Origin of the sequence: Sphingomonas lacusdianchii (genome assembly GCF_022664395.1) — a bacterium.
GTDB lineage: Bacteria > Pseudomonadota > Alphaproteobacteria > Sphingomonadales > Sphingomonadaceae > Sphingomonas > Sphingomonas lacusdianchii.
Window position 1 is genome coordinate 103,306 of record NZ_JAKRET010000011.1, and the last position, 25,955, is coordinate 129,260.

At 58.2% G+C, this 25,955-nt stretch carries 21 protein-coding genes and 4 pseudogenes; 10 read left to right on the plus strand and 15 right to left on the minus strand.

Annotation, left to right across the window (positions count from 1 at the left end; genetic code table 11):
* Positions 1-28: 28 nt before the first annotated feature.
* Positions 29-469, minus strand: coding sequence for a hypothetical protein (locus MF607_RS15205; RefSeq protein ID WP_242120289.1), 441 nt, complete (start codon positions 467-469; stop codon positions 29-31).
* A gap of 215 nt (positions 470-684) precedes the next feature.
* On the opposite strand from MF607_RS15205, the pseudogene MF607_RS15210 reads away from it, so the two are divergent.
* Positions 685-1,041 (plus strand): annotated as a pseudogene (locus MF607_RS15210) (GAF domain-containing protein); the annotation flags it as partial.
* A 113-nt stretch (positions 1,042-1,154) separates the two neighbouring features.
* A complete protein-coding gene (locus tag MF607_RS15215; RefSeq protein ID WP_242120293.1) occupies positions 1,155-2,213 on the plus strand; it encodes a sensor histidine kinase in 1,059 nt (352 codons plus the stop codon).
* A gap of 50 nt (positions 2,214-2,263) precedes the next feature.
* On the opposite strand, the pseudogene MF607_RS23055 reads toward MF607_RS15215, so the two are convergent.
* From MF607_RS23055 to MF607_RS15225, 3 genes and pseudogenes are all read right to left on the minus strand, one after another.
* Positions 2,264-2,545: pseudogene (locus MF607_RS23055) on the minus strand (integrase core domain-containing protein); the annotation flags it as partial.
* Positions 2,546-2,654: 109 nt separating this feature from the next.
* Entirely contained in the window at positions 2,655-2,843 is a 189-nt protein-coding gene (locus tag MF607_RS23060) for a transposase (protein ID WP_431311959.1), read from the minus strand.
* Between the two features lie 389 nt (positions 2,844-3,232).
* Positions 3,233-3,487: a response regulator gene (locus MF607_RS15225; protein WP_242120294.1), complete on the minus strand. Its 255-nt coding sequence runs from the start codon at positions 3,485-3,487 to the stop codon at positions 3,233-3,235.
* Between the two features lie 603 nt (positions 3,488-4,090).
* On the opposite strand from MF607_RS15225, the pseudogene MF607_RS15230 reads away from it, so the two are divergent.
* A pseudogene (locus tag MF607_RS15230) lies at positions 4,091-4,375 on the plus strand (baeRF12 domain-containing protein).
* Positions 4,376-4,665: 290 nt separating this feature from the next.
* Here the strand turns inward: MF607_RS15230 and MF607_RS15235 are convergent.
* From MF607_RS15235 to MF607_RS15250, 4 genes and pseudogenes are all read right to left on the minus strand, one after another.
* Positions 4,666-4,884: a hypothetical protein gene (locus MF607_RS15235; RefSeq protein WP_242120295.1), complete on the minus strand. Its 219-nt coding sequence runs from the start codon at positions 4,882-4,884 to the stop codon at positions 4,666-4,668.
* Positions 4,885-4,978: 94 nt separating this feature from the next.
* Entirely contained in the window at positions 4,979-5,347 is a 369-nt protein-coding gene (locus MF607_RS15240) for a response regulator (RefSeq protein ID WP_242120297.1), read from the minus strand.
* A gap of 760 nt (positions 5,348-6,107) precedes the next feature.
* A pseudogene (locus MF607_RS15245) lies at positions 6,108-6,935 on the minus strand (IS5 family transposase).
* 148 nt (positions 6,936-7,083) lie between these two features.
* On the minus strand, positions 7,084-7,452 hold the full coding sequence (locus tag MF607_RS15250; RefSeq protein WP_431311960.1) for a transposase: 369 nt from the start codon (positions 7,450-7,452) through the stop codon (positions 7,084-7,086).
* Positions 7,453-7,627: 175 nt separating this feature from the next.
* Between MF607_RS15250 and MF607_RS22935 the strand changes: the two genes are divergently transcribed.
* The 4 genes from MF607_RS22935 (at position 7,628) to MF607_RS15270 (ending at position 12,751) form a co-directional block, all read left to right on the plus strand.
* A complete protein-coding gene (locus tag MF607_RS22935) occupies positions 7,628-9,490 on the plus strand; it encodes a methyl-accepting chemotaxis protein (protein ID WP_242120300.1) in 1,863 nt (620 codons plus the stop codon).
* 17 nt (positions 9,491-9,507) lie between these two features.
* On the plus strand, positions 9,508-9,948 hold the full coding sequence (locus MF607_RS15260) for a chemotaxis protein CheW (protein WP_242120302.1): 441 nt from the start codon (positions 9,508-9,510) through the stop codon (positions 9,946-9,948).
* Positions 9,949-10,605: 657 nt separating this feature from the next.
* Positions 10,606-11,067: a recombinase family protein gene (locus tag MF607_RS15265; protein WP_242120304.1), complete on the plus strand. Its 462-nt coding sequence runs from the start codon at positions 10,606-10,608 to the stop codon at positions 11,065-11,067.
* 271 nt (positions 11,068-11,338) lie between these two features.
* Positions 11,339-12,751, plus strand: coding sequence for a methyl-accepting chemotaxis protein (locus MF607_RS15270; protein WP_242120306.1), 1,413 nt, complete (start codon positions 11,339-11,341; stop codon positions 12,749-12,751).
* A gap of 1,106 nt (positions 12,752-13,857) precedes the next feature.
* Here MF607_RS15270 and MF607_RS15275 read toward each other — a convergent pair.
* From MF607_RS15275 to MF607_RS15285, 3 genes are all read right to left on the minus strand, one after another.
* Entirely contained in the window at positions 13,858-14,130 is a 273-nt protein-coding gene (locus tag MF607_RS15275) for a hypothetical protein (RefSeq protein WP_242120308.1), read from the minus strand.
* Between the two features lie 345 nt (positions 14,131-14,475).
* Positions 14,476-14,883, minus strand: a complete 408-nt coding sequence (locus MF607_RS15280) for a response regulator (protein WP_242120309.1) — start codon at positions 14,881-14,883, stop codon at positions 14,476-14,478.
* Positions 14,884-15,200: 317 nt separating this feature from the next.
* On the minus strand, positions 15,201-15,992 hold the full coding sequence (locus MF607_RS15285) for a hypothetical protein (protein ID WP_242120311.1): 792 nt from the start codon (positions 15,990-15,992) through the stop codon (positions 15,201-15,203).
* Positions 15,993-16,453: 461 nt separating this feature from the next.
* On the opposite strand from MF607_RS15285, the gene MF607_RS22750 reads away from it, so the two are divergent.
* Together MF607_RS22750 and MF607_RS15305 are read left to right on the plus strand one after the other, a co-directional pair.
* Positions 16,454-18,844 (plus strand): bifunctional diguanylate cyclase/phosphodiesterase, encoded by a 2,391-nt coding sequence (locus MF607_RS22750; RefSeq protein WP_277925939.1) that lies wholly within the window; start codon positions 16,454-16,456, stop codon positions 18,842-18,844.
* Positions 18,844-19,242, plus strand: a complete 399-nt coding sequence (locus MF607_RS15305; RefSeq protein WP_242120314.1) for a hypothetical protein — start codon at positions 18,844-18,846, stop codon at positions 19,240-19,242. The genes MF607_RS22750 and MF607_RS15305 overlap by 1 nt, the downstream gene beginning before the upstream one ends.
* A gap of 1 nt (position 19,243) precedes the next feature.
* Here the strand turns inward: MF607_RS15305 and MF607_RS15310 are convergent, their stop codons facing one another.
* The 4 genes from MF607_RS15310 to MF607_RS15325 form a co-directional block, all read right to left on the minus strand.
* The gene (locus MF607_RS15310) at positions 19,244-19,510 is read right to left on the minus strand and encodes a hypothetical protein (protein ID WP_242120316.1); all 267 of its coding nucleotides are present in this window, start codon (positions 19,508-19,510) and stop codon (positions 19,244-19,246) included.
* Positions 19,511-19,592: 82 nt separating this feature from the next.
* The gene (gene ppa / locus MF607_RS15315) at positions 19,593-20,189 is read right to left on the minus strand and encodes an inorganic diphosphatase (protein WP_242120414.1); all 597 of its coding nucleotides are present in this window, start codon (positions 20,187-20,189) and stop codon (positions 19,593-19,595) included.
* Positions 20,190-20,415: 226 nt separating this feature from the next.
* Positions 20,416-20,613 carry a hypothetical protein gene (locus tag MF607_RS15320; RefSeq protein WP_242120318.1) on the minus strand — a complete coding sequence of 66 codons (198 nt, stop codon included), beginning with the start codon at positions 20,611-20,613 and terminating at the stop codon, positions 20,416-20,418.
* A complete protein-coding gene (locus MF607_RS15325) occupies positions 20,614-23,196 on the minus strand; it encodes a sensor domain-containing phosphodiesterase (RefSeq protein ID WP_242120320.1) in 2,583 nt (860 codons plus the stop codon).
* 185 nt (positions 23,197-23,381) lie between these two features.
* Between MF607_RS15325 and MF607_RS15330 the strand changes: the two genes are divergently transcribed.
* Complete coding sequence (locus MF607_RS15330; protein WP_242120321.1) at positions 23,382-25,823, plus strand: TonB-dependent receptor domain-containing protein; 2,442 nt, start codon at positions 23,382-23,384, stop codon at positions 25,821-25,823.
* The last annotated feature ends 132 nt before the right edge of the window (positions 25,824-25,955 follow it).

The following is a 25,955-nucleotide window of genomic DNA, read 5'->3' on the forward strand; positions in this document are numbered from 1 at the left end:
ACTGAGTAGGTACGCGCCGGGGTTCTGATCATGCCGCTACAGACCGCTGCCCATTCGCTGGCATGCCAGCAATTTGCAGGTGTCTGAGTGCCTGGATCAGAAAATCTGCGGGCGACAAATCACGATGATCGATCCACCACTTGGCATCGTAGATGCGCAGGCACAGGTCGCAGTCTGCCTCGGCGCTTGTGTGAGGGCTCGTCATCAGCTTGGCCAGGCGATTGATGCGGATAGTTTCTGCCCAGGTCACCTGCCGCTCGCTCCCGGTCAGCGGCGGCAGGTCGAGATGGGCTATCGTCGTGCTGTCACGCGCTGCCGCCTCGGTCTGCTCGACTTTTTTATCTGCGACGAAACACGCTCGGCATTTGGTTGTCCGCAGCCAGCGAGCCTTGCGGGCGACTTGGGTGTCGAAGCCGTAAATGACGTGAACCTGCTCGTGGCCGCAGGCATGAACGATCTGCTGTTCCATGATTGTGAACATGCGGCATGGCGTACCATGTGCCAAACCTGTTGAGTCGGTTCGAATCCTTTCTGCGACGAACGGTTGCCATCAGAAGAAGGAGGTTCAGGCGGTAGGACGGCCACTGTCGGATCGTGTTAAGGCCTGCGCCTTTGGCGGACCTTGCCGTGTTCAAGTAATACGTTGCTTTCTGCGCTGGATCGCGAGCCGGGCGCGATGTAGAGTTCTTCATGCCGTCCGACCCCCGCTGCATCTCCTTGTGCACGCTCGCCCTGTTCCGGTCGGACATGCTCATCATCCCGGACGCCAGACAGGACGAAAGGCTCGCCGGCAATCCACTGGTGATCGGCCCACCGCATATCCGCTTCTATGCCGGCGCGCCCCTCAAGGCGCCGAACGGTTCGCGGATCAGCACGCTGTGCGCCATCGACACGCATTCGCGAAGCGGCCTGACAGATGGGCAAATTGCCACGATGGAAGGGCTAGCCGCCGAGACGATCAAAGCGATGGAGCAGCGACGCGCCGCCCGATCGGGAAAGAGCGTGACCGGTCACCATGCCGTGCCAACGGACGTGATATAAAGACGGCTAGGCCGCCGCTTCCTGACCATGCTAACGTGATTACGGACGGGCCGGGGGCTCGTCAGAACACATAGCGCACGGAAAACATGGAGCGGACTATTTTGTCGCCGGTCGTGGACCGGATCATATCGTGGTCGATCGACAACCCGCTCTCTGCTCCGGCGCGATACCTGACTGCGACGCTTCTGGTTGTCGTTACCGGTATGGTGCGCGCGGCGTTCATTACATCTCTGCTGCCGTGGTTGCTCTTCATTCCGATCATCCTCGGAGTGGCGTTGACGATGGGCCGGCGAACAGGCCTTTACGCGGTGGTCGCTTCGGCGCTCACCGCAGCGCTGAGCATTCCGCATTTTGATGCCACCTTCTGGCTGACCAACGCGCAATGGGTCGCGAGCGCGCTGTTCATCGTCGTCAACGCAATGATCGTCACCGTCGCGGCCGAGGTGCGCGCCGGCTTCATGCGCGCAAGACAGGCTTCTGCTGACTATCGTCATCTGGCAGAACAGCGCGAGCAGGATGCCCGCCAACTTGCGGTTGCCAACGCGTCGCTTCTTGAAAAAGAAGAGCAAGCCAAGCTGCTGGCGGGCGAGCTGGGCCATCGCTTGAAAAACCTCCTCGCGATCACGCAAGCGGTCGCCAGCCAAACCCTGCGTCAGGCGACCGATCTCCCGACCGCGACGGATGCGCTGTCCGTCCGGCTCGCCGCTCTGGGGCGAGCGACCGACGTCTTGACGGCTTCCTCCTGGGAAGCGGCAGACATGCATACTCTCGCTCGATCGGTAATTGACGGTCACGCCGGCGGGGTCCGGCTTGATGGGCCGCCAATCCGGTTCAATGCACAGGTTTCGCTCGCGCTGGCCCTAGTTTTACACGAACTGGCGACCAACGCGACCAAGTACGGGGCGCTTTCCAATGGGACCGGTCACGTCGACCTGCAGTGGGCGATCCGGCCGGATAGCACCGCGGCGGACGATCCGCGGTTCACCTTGACCTGGCGCGAGGTTGACGGCCCTCTTGTGGAGCCTCCGAAACGGCAAGGCTTTGGCTCTCTCCTGATTGAACGGTCACTTCGCTCTTATTTTCGTGGCTTAATCTCAATGAATTACGAGCCTTCCGGTCTGGTGTTCACGATCGACGCGCCGCTGACGGGCACTGGAGCAGAGGTTGTGTAGCGTATCGGAAGATGTTGTTACCCCCTAAATGCCTGACGTGGCCTCGCGGGTTAATTGATGTACTCGCGGGGCGAGCGGTAGCCCAGCGCCTTGTGCGGATGTATCTCATTGTAGTGGGCCAGCTAGGCGGGGAGTTGCTCGATGACGGTTCGTGCATTGGGCGTTGGGTTCACACGGACGTAGTCGCGTTTGAGGGTGCGCACGAAGGCCTCTGCCATCACGGTGGACGGCGGGCTGCTGACCTGTGTGGTGCGCGGGACGGGGTCGATGTCGCGCGCGAAGCTCTTGGTGTCGCTGGTGACATAAGGGCTACCGTTGTCGGTCAGCCACTCAGAACGGGGCAGCTGACTCAAGCGGTAGACTCGCTTCGGATTAAGCGCTCCGCCTGCAACGCCCGGTACTCGGATGCGGGCACTACCTCCTCGCCGACGCCCGCCGTAGTCAACGCGCCCTGCGCATCAACCGCCGCCATGTGAAAAGCTGGCCGGCACCGATGCCGTGCCGGCGGGCGACCAGCGACAGGCTCATGCCCGGCAGGTACACCTCCTCAACGATCAGGTCTTTTTCCTGCCGAATCCACCGCCTCCGGCGCTGGCTTCCGGAGAGGGTCCCTCCGTCCTGCGAACGCATGGTTATGGTTAGTCATAACCTTCACTTTTTCTTATGAGCGAGATCCTGTCAGTCCATTGGAAGGGCTACCTTACACTGGATGTCTATCCTATTTATATTTTCGATCTATGCAATAGTCTAAACAAGTTCTGGTGCGTAGTGCCTCAAAATGATTGTAACCATAGCAATTAGCATTACGCCAGCTACAACAATGCCAAGTCTCGCCCTTACAGTACGCATTATGTCCCCCCTCAAGCTCCGGCCATGCCGTATTATACTATTCCATGATAACGTGTATTATCGGAAACAATTGATCAGACTACATCCATCCGCTGGAATGTCTTGCGCAATTCGCTTTCCCGAAGCGGCTTGGAAAGGACGACACCCGGTGGATCGCAGGGTTGGCACTCTCACGGCGTGGCACTGATGAAGATCACCGGCAGCTTGCCAAGCTCCTCATAAATTCGCGCAACAGCCAACGGACCGGTGCCTTCGATCAGCTTTACGTCAGAGGTGATGAGTTCGGGCGGACGGGCAAGGGCGGCCGCAACGGCTTCCGCCTCAGTCACAGCGAAATCAAACGATGTGGCACCTTCCTCCTCTAGCGCCATCTGGATGCTCATCGCGATGAACGGCTCGTCTTCAATAATCAGCACGTGGCACATCAGCGTCGATCCTTTTGCGGATCAACCTTCGGACAAGCCGTAAGGATGCATCTCACCACCTTAACTATTGTGAGGCATAGCGTTCCGCACTGAAACATGCCTCACGCAGGCGATCAGCCTTCGTTCAGCACCTTACAATGGATGCGCTGGATATCGCTTCGCCCGTTACTTGACATCAATCGCAGCGACGATCCTGGCACTGCGCAGACGAACGCTGGGCACATGTCCGCAACCGCAATCATCTCGCGTAGCGTACCATGCTCAACGCATGACTGCGAAATTAACAACCTAATAGATTAATGCGCCAATGTAGAGGCGCTCGCCCTCTAGAATCGTATTGCAGCATATTCGCCGACATTAATATGTTAGCAAGGGGGCAATCGCGCTGTATAGCGGATTGGACGCCTGCTAATGCGACACACGCAACTTGCGAAAGCTTGTTTTTCTTCACCAATCACAACTGGTACAGAAAGGTATAAGCTGTGGACATAAAGAAAGGCGCTTTGGTAGCCGTAGTTGCTGGAGCAAAACTAAATTTGTTCAAAAAATACAGGAGATGCTGGGTCGGTCAAGTTAACGGAGCAGGCCGCAGGCGATGTGTCGATGGGGAACAAGGGGGCAGGTGGCCGCCATTCCAGCAACTCGGCTAATCCTGCGGACAGCCAACAGGAAGAGGATGCGTTCGCGGCCGGCGTCGCTGAGATGCTCAACCGCAAGTTGATGGGCGGCTCGGTCGACGAACTGGTGGTTCTCGCGGCGCCACGTACGCTTGGCGAGTAGCGCAAGCACTACCACAAGGCGTTGAGAGCCAAGCTTGCTTGCGAGATCGGCAAGGACCTTACCGGCCACTCGGTCGCCGACATCGAAAAGGCGGTTAACGCCGGCTAGTTGCTACTCGCGTGAGCCGTGGCAGTACGGCTCAGGCGTAATCCTCGGTTAATACTGAGCCGCATACAAAGCTCGGATGAGACATCCTGACGCTCGGCGGGAAGCCCTAACCCTGGTCGAGGCACATGACGGTAGTGCCAAGAAGATGGTCGAAGGCAAGCTCGATCAGCGACTTGCCCACGGTGATATTGATGATGCGCTGCGCCTCGATCAGGTGCGGCGGGAAATCGAGCGTGTGTACGAGGTGACCGGCGAGGGCTGACTCCGCCCGGTGTCGGGAACAGCCTCTCCTAGTCGGGACGGCGGGACAGTTCCTCGCGGGCAGCCTCCAGTGCGATAACACGGGTGCGGGCGTGATGGATGTGATCTACGTCAGCCGCCTCGCGGTTGGAGGAGGACGTTTTGGCCGCTTCGCGCTCGGCAAGTTCGATCACCGCCTGCTGGTACTCGGCACGTGCCGTAATGAGCGCCGCATCAAGTGCGTTTGTCAGTTCGTCGGTCGAAGCCATTCTTTGATCCTTGTCGGCATGTCTCACCAAGAGCAAATGCACCTTGGGTTAGTATAAGTCGACGATGCCATTGTCGCCGTTCCACTCAACTGACCTACCCAGTCTCCGCCACCAACCGCTCGATCGCCTTAAGCAGCGCCCCTGGCACAAAGGGCTTGGACAGGAAAACACTGCGTGTCGGAAGATCAGTGTCCGCAAGCTTCTCGGCACCGGAAGCAACTACCAAAATGGTAGGTGGCCAACGATCCCTCACATAGTGGGCAAGCGCTTTTCCATCCATTGCACCCGGCATTTGGACGTCGGTGACGACGATCCGGACGAGGGGATTCGCTTCGAGGATAGCAAGTGCGGCTTCAGCGTGATCCGCCTCATGGACTTCGAAGCCCTGTTCCCGCAGATACTCAACTATATGCATCCGCATCAGCGGGTCGTCTTCAACCACCAACACCGGTCGCTTCAACATTGCCTTCGCCCAGCATTGATTGTGCTCATATTTGGGATGGGGCTGTAGCTCGACACGTCGCCGGGATCACCAGACTCGATAGGAGGCTCTGGATTGCCCGAGTCACGAAGTGACGCTGGTTGATCACCAGGCGCCGACGTCCCATCCGGTTCTCGAGTCGGATCCGGCGCATAGGAATTGAGTGGAAGCGTCGGCATGGTCGTTCTCCTGGTGATACCAGCTTCAACCAAGAAGCCTTCAATCGATCCTGTTTAAAATCGAGGGCATTAGATAATCCGACTGTCGCCCTCCCATCGTGCGACTTCTCCGAAATATGTTCTTGGCTACCTTTCCTGAAATTGCCCATTTGACCTGCAGAAGTGAGACGCTCAGACGAAGGCCAACTGCCAAAAAACGAACGCTTTTCCTGCTGAGACAATCGGACTCTTTGGCCGAATCGCGAACGCTGAAAGACCAGATCAGCAATCAGCACCAGTGTGCTTAGGGCTAACCAGCTTTCCTGTTCAGTCCATCGAGCGCAGGCCTACCGCGTATCATGCGTTCGACGTGAAGATTGCAGGTCCCTACACCTAAAACGGCGATGGCCTAGCGGGGGTCCCGTGACTCGAACACGGCTACCGACGGATAGTTGGCACGTCGCCGTCGCCAGCGACCGGCCAGTCGCTCGCCCCGCACCCGCAATGCGGGCAAGCCTCTTTGCCGCGTTTCGATTAGCGAAGTCGATACATATTCCCGCTCCGTTGATCTTTAAGAGCCCAACTCAAAATTCCAGTTTAGCAATACGGCGCGTCATTCGCCTTATGGAAGCGATGACGAGCCATGCTTCTGACGATGAGATGGAAGCCTTCCAGTCCTTGGCGAGGCGTCGGCATCGGTTGAGCCATGCGAAGGTGCGCTCGACGACCCATCGGCGGGGCAGGATGACGAAGGATTGGGTATCCGAGCGTTTGACGATCTCGATGGCAAGCCGGTCGATATGCGCGATCGCGGTTTCCAGTTTCGGCCCTGCATAGCCGCCATCGGCAAAGAGGCGGGCCAGTGAGGGATGTGCATCCCGGCAGCGCGCGATGAGGTCCGGCGCACCGTCACGGTCCTAAATATCAGCGGAATGGACGAGGGCGTCGAGCAAATTGCCGGCCGTGTCGACCGCGATGTGGCGCTTGCGGCCTTTGATCTTCTTGCCGGCGTCATAGCCGCGCGGCCCGCCCGCCTCGGTGGTTTTCACAGACTGACTGTCGATGATGCCCGCGGTCGGTTCGGCAGCGCGGCCTTCCGCGACCCGCACCCTGGCCACCAGCACCGCGTTGACCGCATCGAGCAGGCCGCTGTCGCGCATCCGGTAGAAATGATACTGCACCGTCGTGAACGGCGGAAAGTCCCGGGGCAGTTGCACCCATTGGCACCCCGTCGCCGCAAGATACTGGATCGCGTTCCATGAATCCCGTGCCCGGTGGGGCCGCGGGCGCCCCACCTTCGTCGTTCGTGCCAGCAGCGGTGCGATGATCGCCCATTCCGCATCGGTGCAGTCGCTTGTGTAGCGCAGCCTTCTTCTGTCATGCTCGCAACGAGCGGTTTCGGTCCAGCCCATATGATCCCCCTGGTCTTCGCAACCCTCGGTCAATCACAACTGGGTAAAATCGCTCAACCTAATTTCCGGTCGGGCTCTTAAATGTGGTGCTTGCCACCGGCGCTTTTATAAGGACCAGACTGTGCGGATATCCATCTTGGCCAAGGCTTCAGCCTTGAGACCGGATACGTTGATGCAGACCATCATGCCGTCTTTGACAAACCCCTTGCGGACGGGGCGGGCCATACGTTTTTGAGATGTCGTGCTCCATCCGCGCCCGGTCCAGCTCACGACGCAACCGCGCAATCTCGGACGCCTGATCCGCCAGCGAGGCCATCCTCGATACTGGCGACTTCGCCGCCGGGATCGCCGGCGGAGCGCCGCTCTCCTGCAATTTGCGCTGCCAGCGACGCAGCATCGTCGGCATGATCCCCAACTCGGCGGCCACCTCGGTCTGCATCCGACCGCTCGTCTCCCATAGCGCCACCGCCTCACGCTTGAAGTCGTCCGTGAACCGGCGCTTCGTCGTACTCACCATCGTACACCTCCCGGCTCCGCAGAGCCTGTCATCGGTGTCCGTCAAACCGGGGAAAGATCAATCGGGAAAGTTCATGGCAGTTAGCGCCCAAAGGCGGCCGCATCGAAGCGACATGTAGACGTTTGTTAAGCTGGTTGCGGCATGGAGGATTCCGCCCTTCTGGAGTCGTTGATACGTGAACAATCTTCGGATCAGCAAGAAGCTGATCGTCTGCTTCGCCATCCTCTTCATCGCGCTCTTCGGTGTCGGTGGACTCGGCCTGTACAACCAAAGCCGACTGAGCGCCTCGGCTCAGGAAATCGGTGGCAGCCGGAAGGACAAACTTGAGGCGGCCGCGGAAATTAACACGGCAATGTCCGATTACCGTGTCGGTGAAGCAGCCCACATCCTTGCTGACGACCCTGCCGCGCTCGAACGCGCGGAAAGCGACATCAAGAAACAGCAGCAGATCATCTCAGATCGTTCAGCGTTCCTGGACAAGACAATTAACAAGCCGGAGGCGCGCGCGAAGTTTGCTGAGTTCAAGGAGCGTTTCGCGTCCTATCAACAGGCTTCCGAGAGCATGTTGGCGCTCTCGCGTTTGAACCAGGATGACGCATCGCTGGCGCGCTTTAGGGCGAACCGCAGCTCGTTCGAGAGCACGAACGGCGCAGCCGCAGAGCTTCAGGCAACCCAGTCCAGATTGATGACCGAACAGGCTCAAGATGCACAGGGCGTGTTCAAGAATGCTCGTATTGTGACAATCGCGGCCATCGCAGCGGCGATGGCTGCCATCCTCGCCATGCTCGTGACGCTCGTACGTGGGATCGCCTCGCCGATTGGCGCGGTGACCCGCGCACTCGGACAGCTCGGCGACGGCAACCTCAACGCGGAGGTTCCAGTCCAGGAGCGCACAGACGAGATCGGTGAACTTGCCACCGCGATGAAGAAGCTGCGCGATCAGCTGCATGCGGCGGAAGAAGCGAAGGAGCAACAGGCTGCGGTTATCGTCGACAGCATCGGCTCCGGCCTCGCTGCGCTGGCACGCGGCGACCTGACCGCCAAGGTGGAGGCCGAGCTGGCCGGCTCCTTTGCCAAGCTGAAGCACGACTTCAACGACGCCATCAATTCGCTCGCTTCGACGCTTCAGGCCGTCTCGACCAGCGCGCAGGGAATTATGAGTGGGTCGAGCGATATCCGTCAGGCATCGGACGATCTGTCGCAGCGTACGGAGCAGCAGGCCGCATCGCTGGAGGAAACCGCCGCTGCTATGCACGAGATCACCACGACCGTGCGCGAGACCGCAACGGGTGCAGCGCGTGCGAACGGTGTCGTTATGGAGGCTCGCGCCGATGCCGAGCAATCCGGTGAGGTAGTTGGCCGCGCGGTCGAGGCGATGCACGGGATCGAACGGTCGTCGGCCGAGATCAGCGAGATCATCGCAGTCATTGACGGCATTGCGTTCCAGACCAACCTGCTGGCGCTGAACGCGGGCGTGGAAGCGGCGCGGGCAGGGGATGCGGGCAAGGGCTTCGCCGTCGTTGCAAGCGAGGTTCGTGCTCTTGCGCAGCGCTCCGCCGACGCCGCCAAGGACGTCAAGACCCGTATCAACACGTCGTCCGAGCAGGTGGCCTTGGGGGTCGAGCTGGTTGGTGAGGCGGGCAAGGCGCTTACACGTATCAACGGACGTATCAACGAGATCAGCGGCCTGGTCGCTGATATCGCCAACTCGGCGGAGCAGCAGGCCACTGGCCTCATGCAGGTGAACACTGCGGTCGGCGAAATGGATGGCGTCACACAGCAGAACGCAGCCATGGTCGAGGAAGCCACTGCCGCAGCGCGCTCCCTTGCCGACGAGGCGCAGGTGATGGCAACCGAGGTGGGAAGGTTCAAGTTCGCAGATCAGACAGGCATCACCTCCGTGCCGGCCAACATGAGCCGATCGCCGGTGCATCAACTGCAGGCAAAGGCGGCCGCGGCGGGTAGGCGCATCGCGCGCACGCATCGCAGCGGTAGCGCTGCGGTAGCGGTTGCCTCAGACGACTGGTCCGCGTTCTGATGGAAGGCGAGGGCAAGATGAGCCATCAGCAGCTGATCACCTTCCAGATCGGCGAGCAGCTGCTGGGTGTCGACATTATGGCAGTGCGCGAGATCCGCGCTTGGGCACCGGCGACACCGCTGCCGAATGCGGCTGCCTGCATGAAGGGCGTTGTTAACCTTCGCGGTGTGGTGCTGCCCGTCTTGGATCTGCGCGAGCGCATGGGCTGGGGCGTCACCAATGCTAGCGGGCGGCATGTCATCATCGTGGTGCAGACCGGGGCGCAGCTGATCGGCCTGATCGTCGATACGGTGAACGACATTGTCAGCCTTCCCATCGCCGACGTTCAACCCGTCCCAGAGAACAGTCGACATGAAGACGGCTTCCTGTCTGGCCTGGCTCACCAAGGTGATCGGATGGTCCTCATCCTTTCGCTTGACGCTCTCGACGTCCCGATATGCTCCAGCGAGGCTGCATAGAAACGACGTCGATCACGTCCGAGATGGAACATCCTCGCAACGCCAAAGGGTAGGCGAAACTCGGCTTCGCTACGGCGGAGGCATGTTGATTAGTTTGGACGCAACAGGAACACGGGACAAGCTCAACCTCTGCTGTACCATATGCCATTAAAATTCAGACCAATCTTCGCCGACGATCGCTAAAACGGTTCCGCGCCTTCCGTTTACCGGACGGAGCGGAGTTCGCGACCGATTTGTGCAGCTTGTTCCCACAGATTGTGGACGGCAAGTGCGGATCGGTTTGGCGAGTGCTGCCCAGCTTGGTTTCCATTGCGGAAGCGTTAGTCCTCGGCAAGGCTACGGGCAGCGGCGGCGGCCTTTTGACCATAACAGGGTTCTGCTGCGCAAATGTATGGCGTCAGCCGCTCTAATCGTAATGCGACGCGGCGTTGGTCGATATCTATTTCGCTACCCAGTTGAGCTGAGGAACGATGAGCAAGCAGCAAAGCGACATGATCCGGGCGGCGCGAGTGTACCTCCGCGTCAGCACCGACGAACAGGATCTGGCCCGGCAGGAGGCAATCGTCGCCGGCACGCTGGCGGCGGGCTTCTATGTCGCGGTGGTGTACCGCGAGAAGGCGTCGGAACGCGCGACCCGATCGGCCCGAGCTCTTGCGCATGGTCGACGACCTGCAACCCAGCGAAGTCGTGATCGCGAAGAAGATCGATCGGATCAGCCGCTTACCGCTTTCCGAAGCCGAATTGCTGGTTGCAACGATCCGGGGGAAGGGTGTGCGGTTGGCGGTCCCTGGTATCGTCGACTTGTCCGACCTCGTCGCCGACAGTTCGGGTGTCTCCACGCATCGTACTGGAAGCGGTTCAGGCATGCTGCTCCGCGTCGCGCTGCAAACCGCGCGCGACGATTACGAGACGCATCGCGATCGCCGGGGGATCGAGATTGCCAAGCGGGCGGGGCGCTATACCGGGCGCAAACCGGATCTGGCGCACCACCGCCGTATCGTCGCACTACGTGAAGCCGGCATGAGTATCGCCCGCACGGCGGAACTGGCGGGGTGCAGCATCGCGCAGGTCACGCGTAACCGCACTACATCGCAGCAAACCTTCTATGAGATGGTGTGAACAGATTGATATAGAGGTGGAATAACCATAACGATGTTACGCCACTACAGGCAACTTACATGGCATGGCATTTGCAGAATGATAAACAATTATCGTTATCAAGAGTGGTTATTGTATTTTAAGAAAGTTATTGTCAGTAGGACATGTTCCTATAGCAAGTCAATCAGTTACAAATCCGATCACAGATAGCTAAAAATGCAGCTACGATATCGCTAGCTCTTTGGATCCTTACTCTTACTAGGCCGTTCGACGCACCGGTAGGAGTATGAAGATGATTGCCTGGTTTAGGAACAACGCGCCAATACGTATAAAATTTCGTGTGGTTATCGCATTCCAGGTCTTGGTGGCAGCACTGAGCCTCGGGCTGATCTATCTCGCGTCAAGCGTGCCGTCCGCTGAGGTGTGGACTATTATGCTGGGCGGAACGGCCTTGGCTTCATTGCCAGTGCTGCTGACCTGGTACAGCGGCAAGCTCATCAGCGATCCTTACGTTAGCACTGTGGTGCGGATGGAGGGGCTGGCATCAGGCGATCTCGATGGTGAGATCATGTTCTTTGATCATCGCGACTGCGTCGGACGAATGAGCCGGGCGATGCGAATTTTCCGCAACAATGCCGAGACAATCAGACGTTCGAATGCTGACTCGCAAATGATGGTCGAAGCGTTAGGTGCCGCATTGGGTCGAATGGCCGGAGGTGACTTAACGTTACAGATTAAGTCGCCGTTTGCCGAGCAGTTCGAGCCGATCAGGCGCGACTTTAACGCAGCGATGGAAGCTATGGCATCCACGCTAAGCAGGGTGTCGGTTGTCGCAGACGGTATCAACAGCGGAAGCAGTGATATTCGCGCGGCATCGGACGACTTGTCACGTCGTACGGAGCAGCAGGCCGCGGCGCTCGAGGAAACTGCCGCAGCGATGGATGAGATCACGACAACGGTGCGTCAAACCGCAAGCGGCGCAACGAAAGCCAACGAACTTGTGCTACAAGCGCAAGCCGAGGCACGGTCCTCTGACGCACTCGTTGACCAGGCGGTGACCGTTATGAAGGGCATCGAACGAACATCCACCGAAATCTCAGAGATTATCGGGGTTATTGACGGCATTGCTTTTCAGACCAATCTGCTAGCGCTCAACGCCGGTGTTGAGGCAGCCCGAGCCGGTGATGCTGGAAAGGGGTTCGCCGTAGTTGCATCAGAGGTCCGTGCGCTTGCGCAGCGCTCTGCGGAGGCTGCCAAAGACGTCAAAGCACGTATCGCCGCATCTAGCGTCCATGTGGAAGCTGGTGTCAAACTGGTGGGGGCGACTGGATCCGCGCTTCGTGGTATCGTTGGACGGGTTGACGAGATCAGTGCAATCGTCTCCAGCATCGCCTCATCAGCTAAAGAACAGGCGATTGGGCTGCAGCAGGTAAATACCGCCATTTCCGAAATGGACTGTGTAACCCAGCAGAACGCGGCGATGGTCGAGCAGGCGACGGCGGCAACGCGCAGCCTGGCATCGGAAGCAGAAAATTTGGCCGTGGAAGTGGCTCGGTTCACGCTCATTGAGCAGAGTGCCAGCGTATCTGTGCTGCATCACCACCCACGTTCCGAACGCCAGCCAAAGCCTCGGAAGATTGCACGGCCTACGCCCACAGTGACTGCACTACGCCAAACCACACAGGAAGAATGGTCTCGGTTCTGATGCCTTTGCAGATAAGAAAACAAGCCGACTACGTTCTGGTCCACGGCAACGGCTTGGCAACCTTGGCTGAAGCCCAGCAGCACTTTCGTGACCTATCATCCCTTCTGGTCTTAGAGCGGCGAAGTGTGAAAGGCGTGCGATTGCTGATCGATCTTCGTGCGGCCGCTGCGCACCCCCCGAAGTGGCTGCTCACATAGAGAGGGTACTGCCAGTTTTATACCGTGCGAACGATCGCGTCGCGGTTGTCGTTCAAGACACTGGTCGCAAAATTGAAACAAAAAGCTCTCACGATCCTAAATACTCTGACGTGTTTTTATCAAGGGAAGCGGCTGAAGCGTATCTTCAGGCTCAGCCTTCTTAACCGGTCGCGTGACTGCGAACTCGCTGGTGCGATCGATGCCGACGAACAGGTAGAGCTTGCCTTCGCGGTCCGCTACCCAAGTCGATATTGACGTCAGAGAAGCCGATCAGGCAGCGCTTGAAGCGCTGCTGTTTTGGCTTGTCACCCTCAATGCCCGGCAGGCGCGAGATGCCGTGTCGTTGGAGGCACCGATGCAACGCTGAGTGCGTCAGTGCGGGGGTGACGGTTGCATGGCATAGAGGCAGTCGTCGAGCGGCAGCAACGTGTGGCGTCGGAACGCCACAACAGCTGCCTCCTCGGCTTTCGACAGGGTTATAGAATGAGGCGCCTTCGGCCCGGTCTTTATATCCTCGACCGTTGCTCCCTTACGCTCCTTCGCGACCGTCTTCGGGTTGATCCCCAGTTCACAGCTTAGCATAGCGAGCGAAGCTTGCGACATGCTGTATTGCTGAATTGACGACGCGCGTGTTCGCGGCCCAACCATAACGTATCCGTCCCTGCGGCTTCCTTCCATTTCAACAAAAGGATCGCGCCATCAAACCGTGGGATCAAACACCTAGGACTGAACGATAGCCGTGGGCTTTGGATGCCGCTGCAAAGAGGCCCACACGGTGACAGCTTTGCTATGGTTGGCGCTAATATCGCCTGCATTTACTTACACATAATGAGTATACGAAAGTATTCGTTCGCATAATGGAACCTAATTCGTACGTTTGACTTAGTGCTTCACGATTAACGAGCTGTTCTACGAACGCATCGCGTTGAAACCGCGCAACGTCACTTCAGAAGGCGCAAGCTTGCCGTTAAGCGGAGAATGTGCATGCAGCATGTTACTTACCAGCTTCTCATCGCGGAACACGATGCGATTGATAGCGCTGCCGACGACATGCTTCACGCTGCGACTGGTCACAGAGATACCAGCCATGAGCTGGCAAACCGGCTTAGAAGTCTGGCGAATCTGGTCGCAGCGCATGTTCAGAAAGAGAGCCAGTTCGTTAGCGGCCTCGACCAGGATCATCTGGTTGGCCAATGGATCAATGACTGGAAAGCAGGCTTGGCTGAGTTTGACCGGTTATGTGACGACTGGGAAGCGTATTTGAGCCGATGGGATGAAGAGTCGATACGTACCAATCGAATAATATTCTCGCAGGATACTGGCGCTATGATCGAACGGTTGCGTAGTCGGGTACGTGATGAGACCGCTACATTGTACTCGGCGGCATTACAAAGCGGTGCAGTTCGTCTCCGCTGAATACCCGTAGCACTGTTCGGGTGCCAAGGCGGACGTGGCGTCAGTCCGCTGGTTGACAAACTGGCGACACCGGCTGCGAATACTGATAAGAGTTGCAAAGCGAGCCGATACTTAAAACGTCCGGACAAACACTCCCGGCTTCTTATTGTCTGGCAATATTCGCGCAAGATGACTGAGAACTACATATGTACTGTACGGCTTGAAGAGGAAGGTTGCCTTTCCTGGCATCTCACCATCTTTAGGGTGTACATGCCCGGAAGCCATAACGATTTCGATTTCCGGTCGAGTGGCGGATACGTGCCTAGCCAAGGCGAACCCATTCATCGTTCCAGGCATATCGACGTCGGTAAACAGCAGGACGATGTTGTGCCGATGCTTCGTTAGCAAATCCAGCGCTTCGTCCCCATCCATGGCCTCAAGGGCCTGGAACCCGGCATTTTGCAGAATGGATGCGGTGTTCATGAGGATCAGCGGATCGTCATCGACTACCAGCGCGTACGGTGCGGACAAGACAGTCATCTGTCTCCAACGACTGCCAAAGACGCAAGTTTCTATAAACAAATGATTTTCTTATCGGAAAACGATTCTCCGATTGCCGTTCATCGTTGTCCGTCGAAAGTGCGACGCTTGCCGGTAGCGAAACATAATCGTCCGATATCGGTAGCTGACAATGTTCGCGGTCGCTTGTTTATGAAGCGCGTCGGTATCTGTTCGCAGCGAACCGTTCGGCCGTTGCAACGGTGGCATAATCAACGGCCCGGACAGGAAAAGGGGTGAACTGCCACCGTTCAACGTAGCGGGCTACATCACCATCAGTAATGTAGCCCGCCAATCGTTCAGGCCGGCTCGCTGCCAACGACGTAAGTCGATTCACTTGTTCCGTAGTAATAGTAAGTTACGCCGTTAATCTCGTGTGAACCCAGATAGTCAACCGATCTAAGGGCGGAGTTGACAAATTTAAGCTGACCGCCCAAAGCATTGTGCGAGTTGGCATCGTTCGCGCTACTTACGCCCGACATATCTAGTACGCGATTACGGCCAAAAGAAATCGTGCCATCGCCATTGCCGTCAAACAGCTGCATGGTCGTCACCAGCAGATCGTCATTACCGAACCCGGATATCGTGTCGCCGCCCAGATTGAGACCGAGCGCGTTGTCGTGCAAAATAACTTTTGCACCATCTGCTGCGTTGATCCGGTCGTTGCCAACCGTCCCTTCGATCACGTTGGCCTCACCGAACTCGGCCCAAAGGTTTTTACGCGTCGCGCCATCAGCATAGGTAAATTGCCCACCTTTGCTACCCAAGCCCCTGAGCTCGATCGAACCCCCGTCGTTGCTAACGACTTGAATGTGATCCGGTCCTGCAAGATCTGGTCCGGTCCCGTCAATATCGATAATGCCATTCGGACCAGGCGAGATGAAGCCATCACCATTGAAATCGAAGATTGGCTTCCGGGTTATAACCGCATTATTCTTGCTGAAATCAAGGAACACGTCGTCGCCAATTTCACCGTCGTCCAATGCGAACGTCGTCGTGCTCATGGCGAAAAAGACGTTGCTGGATGCATCGGCAATCACGTTGATCAGCGTGGCACCAGACACCAACGCATCGTTGTTTTTGAAACCCATAACCTACCCCCTGCGAGTGCTTTAACAGTCTTGGACAGCCTTGTTGGGTAACGGTCCGTCGCGGTTGTCCGCAGGCCATGCTGCACTCAAGCAATACCCCGATATGCGTTTAACTCTTTGATAACTATGAGTCTACCAATCGTTCGCAAAGGATCTGCGAAGCGACGAGCAACGAGGGCAACAGGCTCGCACTGTGGGTAGGCTGAAACGGCCGAAAAGCTGGTCGGCCATGCCGACCACGCCGGCGGATGCCGGGAGCAGCGCATCGCTGGAGGTGAGGAGATAACTTTCCGATCCGTGCAAGGCGGTGCATGGCGTGGGTAAGTTGAAGCGTCAGTTTGTCACGAAGCTACAGTATACGACGCAACTGCATCTTCATATTTTTACGTAAATTACGCTGAATATCGGAATCGGTGAGTAAAATTGGCGGACTCTTAACCGGCTGCTCCTAAACCGATGCGATGTTCCACGGCTTCATGACCGTGCTGGATTGCATCCGGCATATGCACGAGGGTCGGCTTGTCGCCGTAGCCGGTATGGTTTGTGCAACCGGCACCTATGCAGCCTTCGCCATTGCCCAGCATGCAACACGCGCGACCGGAAGCCTTAAAATGCGCTGGGGGCTGGTCAGCATCGTCGCCAGTGGGTGCACGGCGTGGGCCACCCATTTCATCGTCTTGCTCGGCTTCCGCCCTGGCATGCCTGCCGCGTTCGCGCCGATCCAGACCGCCATATCGCTGACTGCGGCTATCATTGGTATCGGTCTCGGCATCGCGCTGTCCCTGCGCAGCAGACGCCGGCGCTGGCGACAATTCTGCGCAGGCATGGTCATCGGCGCGACCATCGCGGTTCTCCATTATGTTGGGCAGTCGGCGTATCTGGTTCCTGGCGAAGTGCATTGGGACATAACGCTCGTTGCGTTCTCCGTGGTGGCGAGTATCCTTATTGCCGGCGGAGCGCTCCTGGCAGTTTCCGCCCGGAACCGACGCCTGCGCGGTCTGGCAGCGCCGTTGCTGTTGTTGTCGATCGCGGTCCTGCATTTCTGCGGCATGGCGGCAATGACGCTGCACTTCGATCCGACCATGTCGCTTCCGGACGATGCAGTAACGCCAGAAGCAATCACCCCAGTAGTGGCAGGGGTATCGCTTGCGCTGCTCATACTGGCTGTAACGGGGTGGCGCTTTGACCTGTCGTCGAAGGCGCGGGTGCGTCTGGATCGAGAGCGCATGCGTGAACTTGCCAATCTCGCGTTGGAAGGGTTGCTGATCTGCCATGACGATCTGGTCGTGACGGCCAACAACAGCATGGAACGCTTGTCAGGACGGCGCAGTGGCGGATTGGCAGGAAGCTTCGTCAGTACCCTGCTGCCTGGGCTCGACATCGCCAGCATGCCCGAACGCGAGGAGCGTGAGGCGCAATTGGTGGCGGCAGATGGCCAGATGGTACCGGTACGCGTCCTGCGACGTAATATCGGCATGGACCGGACAGTCCAGACCGTCATCGCCGTACGCGACCAGCGGGAACGGTTACGAACCGAAGCCAAGATGCGGACGCTTGCCTTCAACGATACGCTGACGGACCTTCCCAACCGTACCCGTTTCCTCGAGCTTCTCGGCGTACATGCCGCGTCGCGACGGGAGAACGAACGGTCGTTTGCCGTGCTCATGCTCGATCTGGATCGTTTCAAGCCAGTCAATGATACCTTCGGGCATGCTGCTGGCGATATCGTACTGCGGCTTGTCGCTGATCGCTTGCAGGCGCTGCTGCGTGATGAAGACATTGTTGCACGGATCGGTGGCGACGAGTTTGCTATATTACAGCTCACCGCGGACCATCCAGACGCAGTAGTCGGCCTATCGCAACGAATTATTGCGGCTTTCGAGAATGCCCCATTCATGCTTGAGGGGCAGGCCATCCATATCGGCATCAGTATCGGCATTGCCATGGCGCCCACCGATGGCGCCGGCCCGGCAGAACTGCTTCATAACGCCGATCTCGCTTTGTATGCCGCCAAGGCGGATGGAAAAGGGACGTTTCGGCGCTACGAGCCGCTGCTCGATGAGAAGGCGCGCGAACGACGGACGCTTGAGGCAGGGCTTCGCCATGCGCTCGTGTCCGAGCAACTCGAGCTTCATTATCAGCCGCTTGTCGATGCCAAAACCGGCGCCTTTTGTTCGGCGGAGGCGTTGCTCCGGTGGCATCATCCAAAACTCGGGATGATCCCACCGATGGTGTTCGTTTCGGTCGCGGAAGAAACCGGGCTCATCCTGCAGCTCGGGGAATGGGTACTGCGTACCGCGTGTATGGAGGCTGCAACATGGCCGGACGAGCTTGGTGTGGCGGTGAACCTGTCACCCGCCCAATTCCAGGACCGATCGCTGGTTACGCTTGTCGAACAGGTGCTCGAAACGAGTAATTTGGCACCGCATCGTCTGGAGCTGGAAATCACTGAAGGCATCCTGCTCGACGATGAGAAGCGAACGCTGGAGACGCTGTCCGCTTTGCGGGCGATGGGAGTCCGCATTGCGATGGACGACTTTGGTACCGGCTACTCTTCGCTAAGCTATCTGCGCAAGTTTCCGTTCGACAAGCTTAAAATCGACCAGTCGTTCGTACGCCAGATACCCGACGATCCGGACGGTGTTGCCATTGTCCGAGCTATCCTTACGATGAGCGCCTGTCTGGGCATCGGCACGACGGTGGAGGGGGTCGAGACCGCCGAGCAGTTTGCCTTTTCGGTCGCCGAAGGGTGCGACACGATCCAAGGCTACTATGTCAGCCATCCCCTCAAACGTACCGACTTTGCGACCTTTATTGCCAACTCGCAGACTTCTGGAACGGAATGCGTTTGATGCAGAGTCAACGGAAACGCGAACACGATGCGCTGCGGGCAAGCATGGCACGGTTCCTGGCGATGCTGGATGCTTCGACTGGCGTCGATCACATCAGCCTGCTTCGCGAGCGGATGCTGTTTTCCCAAACGTTCAGTACCCATCTGCTGAACGAACATAACGATCTGCACAAACTTGCGAATGCCGGCCAGTCCGCCCTTTTACGCGAACGCGACACCATAATTCTTAAACTTCGGGAAGACTATAGCACCCATATCCGCCAGTGGACACCACCGTTGATTACGTCCGATCCATCCGGGTATCGCTCCGCAGTGCTCGCTCTACAACGTCGGCTACTCGATATCATGGAATGGGAAGAGCGAATTTTGCCCATTTTTGCCATCGGCTTCGTGAATTGAATCAATATTTACGGACGCAGAGGTGTTTGAACTCGAATTTTTGGCAAGCCTTGGGTAGATGGCCAGCGGGTGCTGGAGCGGTATAGTCTTCGTCAACCGCAACGGGCTGCGCGCATGAAGGATTCTGTCGCAAGCGCCTAGCCTCCTGCACCAAGTCATCCCAGTAGATCAGCGTATCCTTATACACCGGGTGACCACGCAGCCGGCGAGCGCTTGCAAACGCGTTGGCGAGGTTGTCCAGTATCGAGCCGTAAAATTCCATGGCCATCGATAGCTTGGGTGGCCGGTAAAGAAAAGAAAACCACGTGAAGCAGGTTGCCGAACTCTCGCGAGCCCGGCAGCGCGGACGGTTAGAACGGGCCTGTTTTGCGCTCGCGCTCGACCTTGTCCATTCCTGGCGCCTCTTCGCCAGCCTTCTTGGCGTCGTTATAGCGGTCGATCGCTTCCATGGTAATGCGGCGCGCTTCGTCGCGACCGCCCCAAGTGCCGACCCGCACCCACTTCTTCTTTTCCAAGTCCTTGTAGTGGGTGAAGAAATGCTCGATCTGTTCAAACACGATCTCAGGCAAATCATCCTTCTCGCCAACATTGGAGTAGTAGGGGAAGGTTGAGTTGACCGGTACGCAGACCAGCTTCTCATCCCCGCCAGCCTCGTCCTCAAGGTTCAGAACAGCGATCGGGCGCGCGCGTACGACGCAGCCTGGAATGAAGGGCGAGCGAGCCACGACCAGCGCGTCAAGCGGGTCGCCGTCAGGCGAAAGGGTGTGCGGCACGAAGCCGTAGTTCGCGGGGTAACGCATCGGCGTGTGCAGGATCCGGTCAACGAACAACGCGCCCGACGCCTTGTCGAACTCATACTTCACGGGTTCGCCGCCAACTGGCACTTCGATGACGACGTTAAGGTCGTCGGGAGGACTCGTACCCACGGGGATCAGTTCAATTCGCATAAGAACCCTGTCGATGAGGAAGGTGGCCGCAACCGGCCCCAGTGCAGTACGCACATACCTCGGCATGCGGCCCAAGGCGATGCTGCAACGTCAGCTGAGCAGTACCGATCAGGGACGCGACACCGTTTAGCAATTTCGTCAGTGCTGCCCTTACTGACTTACGGCCGTGGTTCTTGGTTGGGAAAAGGGCCGGTTCTAACGAGCATACTGCGGCTGTCAGACTGCCTCATTTGAAGCAGCAATAGCCATGCTGGGCGATCAGGGTGATCGCCTCTTGCTCATCGACCATGCTCGTCTGAAGCCTTACAGCCCGATCCAGCGCCCACGGACCAAGTTCATCCGGGAGGTTGGCGCCGTCCTCGTCGCTGGTAAGCGCATGCAAACCGCTCGTAGCGGTGTAAAGCCAGACGGCCATATCTTTCATCTACGCTGCTACCGCAACATGACCTTCTGCCAACTCGTCGCTGGCAGGCCGGGGTCGCACAATATAATCGAACGCCTCGATTCCAGCGGGCTTACCTACGTAATATCCTTGGACTTGAGCGCAGCCTTCTCCTCGAAGTATGGCAATCTGACCATCAGTTTCGACACCCTCCGCAACGACTGACAGGCCAAGGCCGCGACCAAGTCCGATTACGGCTTGGACAATCGCTCGTGCCTGCTGGTCGTCGGCCATGTCCCGAATGAATGACTGATCGATCTTTACTTTGTCGAACGGGAAAAGTCGAAAATAGCTTAGCGATGAATATCCAGTGCCGAAGTCGTCCATCGAAATCTTACAGCCAATCACCTTCAGGCGTTGCAGGATATCAATGGCGCGGGTCGTATCGCGAATTAAAAGCCCCTCAGTTACTTCGAATTCGAGACGTGTCGGGTCCAGGCCTGCGGTTGCGAGAACCGAAATGACATTCCCGACAAAATCGCCGCTCAGTAGCTGTACCGGCGAAAGGTTTACCGCGATCTTGAGCGGAGCCGACCATCGCTGTGCTTCGGTCACCGCCATCGTCAAAATCTGTCGCCCAAGCTCAACAATCAGGCCACTCTCTTCCGCAACTGATATGAACAGGGCTGGCGATACGTCACCAAGGGTCAGGTGGTGCCAACGGGCCAGCACCTCGAAGCCGACGATCCGGTTGCGCTCGAGACACATGACAGGTTGGTAAACAGGTACAATGGCGCCGGCTGCAATAGCCGTTCGCAATTCACACTCTATCATCCGTCGCTGATGCACCACTTGATCCATCGATACGTCGAAGAACGAGATCGTGCCCGGTCCTTCGGCTTTGGAACGGTAGAGTGCCATGTCAGCGTTGCGTAGTAACTCTGACGGATCGCTGCCGTCGGCCGGGAATACTGCTATGCCCAGCGACGCGTCGAGATGCGCTACGCGCCCTGACAAAGCAACCGGCTCCTTGACCGCATCGACAATACGTCTGGCCAAGAGCATTGCCTGGGCTCCATCGGGGTCGGATTCACACAGAACCGCAAACTCGTCGCCGCCCAACCGTGCAACGAGGACATTATCACCGCAGACCGCCTGCAAGCGGCAGGCAAGTTCCTTCAGCACCTCATCACCAAAGCCATGACCATAAAGATCGTTGATTATCTTGAAACGGTCGAGATCGATGCAGAGCAACGCGCCACTAATCATCTCAGATGATGTATCCAACATCGAGGCCAACCGATCGGTGAATTTCATTCGGTTTGCCAGACCAGTAAGCACGTCATGACATGCGAGGTGGCTAAGCCGGTCCTGAGCAGCGCGCCTATCGGTAATGTCCTCCGAAATACCCAGCACGTAACGCGGCATATTATTTTCGTCTGGATCGATCCCAAGCTTCTGCGTGCGAACTACACGGGTCGAACCGTCTGGTTTGGTCAACGTTTCTTCCGACAAGCTGGTATGCTGGTTGGCAAGCGCCTTCCGGTCGTTTTCCATGAAGACAGCTGCGTCAGCAGGAGAAAACAATTCGGCATCGGTCCGGCCAAGGACGGTATTACGAGCAAGGTCCGTAATGGTCTCGAACGCCCGATTGACGATCGTGTAGCGTCCGTCTTGTGCGTCTTTAACGAAAAGCATGACCGGCATGGCTTCTATGACTGTGTCAAGCAGCTCCTGTGTTCGAAGACGGTCTGCTTCGAGTCCCTTGCGATCCGAAACGTCACGGACGATTGCGGCAAAGCCTGCCGGCAATCCTCTGTCGTTATCTGACCAGTTACCAAGCGAAAGCTCTATTGGGATCTCTTGCCCATCACGTCGGCAAGCAGGAAGCTCGACAATCTTACCGAACAGACGGGGCATCCCTCCGGCTGCTACCCTTGCCAAGCCACCCGAATGACCGGAACGAAGGCGTTCCGGAACGATCAGATCCAAGGTCTGCCCAAGTGCTTCTTCTGCTGACCAGCCTAGCATCTTTGCAGCAGCTGTATTCCAGTAGGTTATCCGATTACGCGTGTCGGCACAAATGATCGCGTCAGACGTGGTTTCTGCAATCAAGGTTGCAACGCGCTCAGCGGCACGAGACCTACGCAATTCAAGATAATCAACGACGATCTTTGCCAAGCCAGCGAGCAATATAGTGGTGTCGGCGCTCATTGGTAATCTGGTGACGGTGTCGACAATGCACAGCGAGCCGATGCGGTGGCCGCTTCGGGTGATGAGCGGGGATCCGGCATAATAGCGGATGTAGGGTGGACCTGTAACAAGCGGGTTTTGTGCAAAACACGGGTCAAGAGCAGCATCGCAAATCTCAAGCATGCCGTCGCCAAGGATCGTCTGCGCACAAAACGCGACGTCGCGATCAACCTCACAGGCGTTGATACCGACCCTGGATTTGACCCACTGACGCTTGGCATCGATAAAGCTGACTGCCGCGATCGGAGCGCCGGTCAGGCGAGCCGCAAGGCTTGTGATATGGTCGAACTCCGCCTCTTCGACCGTATCGAGAATGTCGAGACTGTAGAGGGAACGCAACCGTGCTCCTTCAACCTGCTCGCTATCGCTCACCACCGCCCCCCTTATCCAAACCCCCTGTCGATAGCTCGGACGGGTTAAGCAACCGTTATGAAACCGTTCCCATTGCCGAGGCAGCCAAGGAAGCAAAGCATTAAAGCTTCGAAGCTAACCAGCCTGAACCATCAAGTCCCACAGGTTCGAGGTTCACGTTGAGTCCGCTTTTTATCGCCGCTGCTTTGACGTCGTCGGCTGCCATCTCGACGCCGCCGGTCACTACGGTCGCTGCACAAGCCTCGTCGTCGGACGCGGCTGCTTCCGACACCATCACCACCGGTGTGGCGAAGGGACGCGACCGATTGGACAGCGCGACGTCGACGAGCAGCCTGAAGGAAAGCGACATTACCAAGCTGGCGCCGCGCTCGATCGGCGACCTGCTGCGCGACGTTCCCGGCATCCGTTCTGAAGCGGCCACCGGTGAAGGACTGGCCAGCGTGTCGATCCGTGGGCTTCCGCTGGCCTCGTCGGGCATCAAGTTCGTCCAGTTGCAGGAAGATGGCCTGCCGGTGCTTGAATTCGGCGACATTCAGGGGCTCGGTCCCGACAGCCTGATCCGCGCCGATCTGAACCTGTCGCAGGTAGAGGTGATCCGCGGCGGCTCGGCGTCGACCTTTGCGTCGAACTCGCCTGGCGGACTTGTCAATTTCATTTCCAAGACCGGCGAGGTTGAAGGCGGCGCGATCGCGCTGACCGGCGGTCTGGACTATGACCAGTATCGCGCTGATTTTGATGTGGGCGGTAAGCTGGATGACATCGCGCGCTTCCATCTTGGCGGCTTCTTCCGTCAAGGCGAAGGACCGCGCCGCACTGGCTATGACGCGCAGCGCGGCGGGCAGGTGAAGCTGAACGTCACCAAGACCTTCACTGGCGGCTATATCCGCCTGTACGGCAAGTATCTCGACGATCGCTCACCTTTCTACGACACCGTGCCGGTGCGCGCGACCGGCTCCAACACGTCGCCAAAGGTGCAGGAGATCGCCAGTTTCGACGCTACGCGCGACATGTTGCTGTCACGTTACATCCGCACCAACCTGGTCCTTGACGGCAGCAACAACCCCGTCGTCCACGACATCGCCGAAGGGTTCACGACCAAGGTAAAGTCGGTAGGTCTCGAAAGCCAGCTAGACCTCGCGGGCTGGGTGGTGACCGAACGGTTCCGCTTCTCCAACGTCTCCGGCGGGTTTGTAACACCGTTCACATCCACCTTCCTGCCCGCAACGCAGGCCGCAGCGCTGCTCGGCGGTGTAGGTGCTCGGCTGTCCTACGCCAACGGTCCGCTGGCGGGCGAAGGGATCACTGATCCGGCGACGCTGAACGGCAACGGGCTGCTTGCGGCGCTTAATATCCTCAACCTGCGCATCCGATCCTACCGCAACGTCACTAACGACATTCGCGCCAGTCGCGTGTGGCAGGTCGGCGACGGTGATTTGACCACCACCGCCGGCTTCTACGCCGCGCGACAGACGATCGCCCGCGACGCTTTGTGGTCGACGATGATCTCAGACGTGCGTGGCGACGGCCGCGCGGCGTTGATCGACGTGACGGCCGCCAGCGGTCGTGTGCTGACGCAGAACGGCGTCTATGCTTATAATCTGGCTCTGGCCGGCGGCACACGCCGTCGCAGCGTTGATCTCGACTATGCGGTCAACGCGCCGTTCGCCTCCGCCAATTACCACATTGGAAGGATCGCGATAGGCGCCAGCATCCGCTACGACTTCGGCACCGCCGAAGGGCGCGTGTTCGGATCGGATCTCGGCGGCGGGCGCGTTGGCACTGTCGCCCGCGACATAGACGGCGACGGGGTGATCTCCGTGCCCGAAACCCGCGTCGGCGTGACCCCGCTGACTTCGCCCGCACCCGTCGACTACAACTATCGCTACCTTTCTTATTCGAGCGGTATAAACTTTCGCATCGCTGAACCGCTGGCGGTGTTCGCGCGCTATAGTCGCGGCGCGCGCGCGAACGCGGATCGCATCCTGTTTAGCCCGATCGTCAACATCGCCGACGGCAGCCTTGCAAACCGCAGCGCCGCCTACGACCCGGTCAAGCAGGCTGAGCTGGGAGTGAAGTATCGCGAAAATGGGCTGACGCTGAACCTTACCGGCTTCTGGGCAGAGGCCCAGGACACGAACGTCGATGTCGTTAACAGCCAGATCATCCAGCGTGACTATCGCGCGACCGGTCTGGAGTTCGAGGGCGGCGTACGGCGTGGCCTGTTTGCGCTGACCGCTGGTGCGACCTACACCGATGCCGAGATAACGCGCGACGCGGTTAATCCGGCAGTAGTCGGCAATACGCCGCGCCACCAGGCCAAGCTTATCTTCCAGGCGACGCCACAGATCACCACTGACCGCTTTAGCCTCGGTGCGGTGTTCATCGGCACCACTGGCAGCTACTCGCAGGATACCAATGTCTTGAAGACGCCCGGCTTCGTGACGACCAACACGTTCGCGCAAATTCGCCTGACTGAGCGATTGATGCTGGGTGTCAACGCCAGCAACCTGTTTGACACGCTGGCGATCACCACCTTCGACGAAGCGGCGATCCCTGCCAGCGGCATCCTGCGTGCGCGTCCGCTTAACGGCCGCACCGTCTCGGCGACTGTCCGCTTCGACTTCTGACGCTCCTCCTAAAGCTACTTTTCCGCTGCCTCATTCAGGTTTTGATGAGGCAGCGGATGCGCCCTCCACAAAGGACGCAAACTTCCGCGACGCCGAAGCGAGCAGCCAAGAAACTTTTACTTATAACATCGT

Coding starts and splice junctions, on each gene's coding strand:
- MF607_RS15275 (WP_242120308.1), bottom strand. CDS start 14,130: ATGATCCTGGTCGAGGCCGCTAACGAACTGGCTCTCTTTCTGAACATG.
- MF607_RS15305 (WP_242120314.1), top strand. CDS start 18,844: ATGCAGAGTCAACGGAAACGCGAACACGATGCGCTGCGGGCAAGCATG.
- MF607_RS15265 (WP_242120304.1), top strand. CDS start 10,606: ATGGTCGACGACCTGCAACCCAGCGAAGTCGTGATCGCGAAGAAGATC.
- MF607_RS15250 (WP_431311960.1), bottom strand. CDS start 7,452: ATGGTGAGTACGACGAAGCGCCGGTTCACGGACGACTTCAAGCGTGAG.
- MF607_RS15280 (WP_242120309.1), bottom strand. CDS start 14,883: ATGACTGTCTTGTCCGCACCGTACGCGCTGGTAGTCGATGACGATCCG.
- MF607_RS15240 (WP_242120297.1), bottom strand. CDS start 5,347: ATGTTGAAGCGACCGGTGTTGGTGGTTGAAGACGACCCGCTGATGCGG.
- MF607_RS15320 (WP_242120318.1), bottom strand. CDS start 20,613: ATGAAAGATATGGCCGTCTGGCTTTACACCGCTACGAGCGGTTTGCAT.
- MF607_RS15225 (WP_242120294.1), bottom strand. CDS start 3,487: ATGTGCCACGTGCTGATTATTGAAGACGAGCCGTTCATCGCGATGAGC.
- MF607_RS15205 (WP_242120289.1), bottom strand. CDS start 469: ATGGAACAGCAGATCGTTCATGCCTGCGGCCACGAGCAGGTTCACGTC.
- MF607_RS22750 (WP_277925939.1), top strand. CDS start 16,454: ATGTTCCACGGCTTCATGACCGTGCTGGATTGCATCCGGCATATGCAC.
- MF607_RS15270 (WP_242120306.1), top strand. CDS start 11,339: ATGATTGCCTGGTTTAGGAACAACGCGCCAATACGTATAAAATTTCGT.
- MF607_RS15235 (WP_242120295.1), bottom strand. CDS start 4,884: ATGGCTTCGACCGACGAACTGACAAACGCACTTGATGCGGCGCTCATT.
- MF607_RS15260 (WP_242120302.1), top strand. CDS start 9,508: ATGAGCCATCAGCAGCTGATCACCTTCCAGATCGGCGAGCAGCTGCTG.
- MF607_RS23060 (WP_431311959.1), bottom strand. CDS start 2,843: ATGCGTTCGCAGGACGGAGGGACCCTCTCCGGAAGCCAGCGCCGGAGG.
- MF607_RS15285 (WP_242120311.1), bottom strand. CDS start 15,992: ATGGGTTTCAAAAACAACGATGCGTTGGTGTCTGGTGCCACGCTGATC.
- ppa (WP_242120414.1), bottom strand. CDS start 20,189: ATGCGAATTGAACTGATCCCCGTGGGTACGAGTCCTCCCGACGACCTT.
- MF607_RS15310 (WP_242120316.1), bottom strand. CDS start 19,510: ATGGCCATGGAATTTTACGGCTCGATACTGGACAACCTCGCCAACGCG.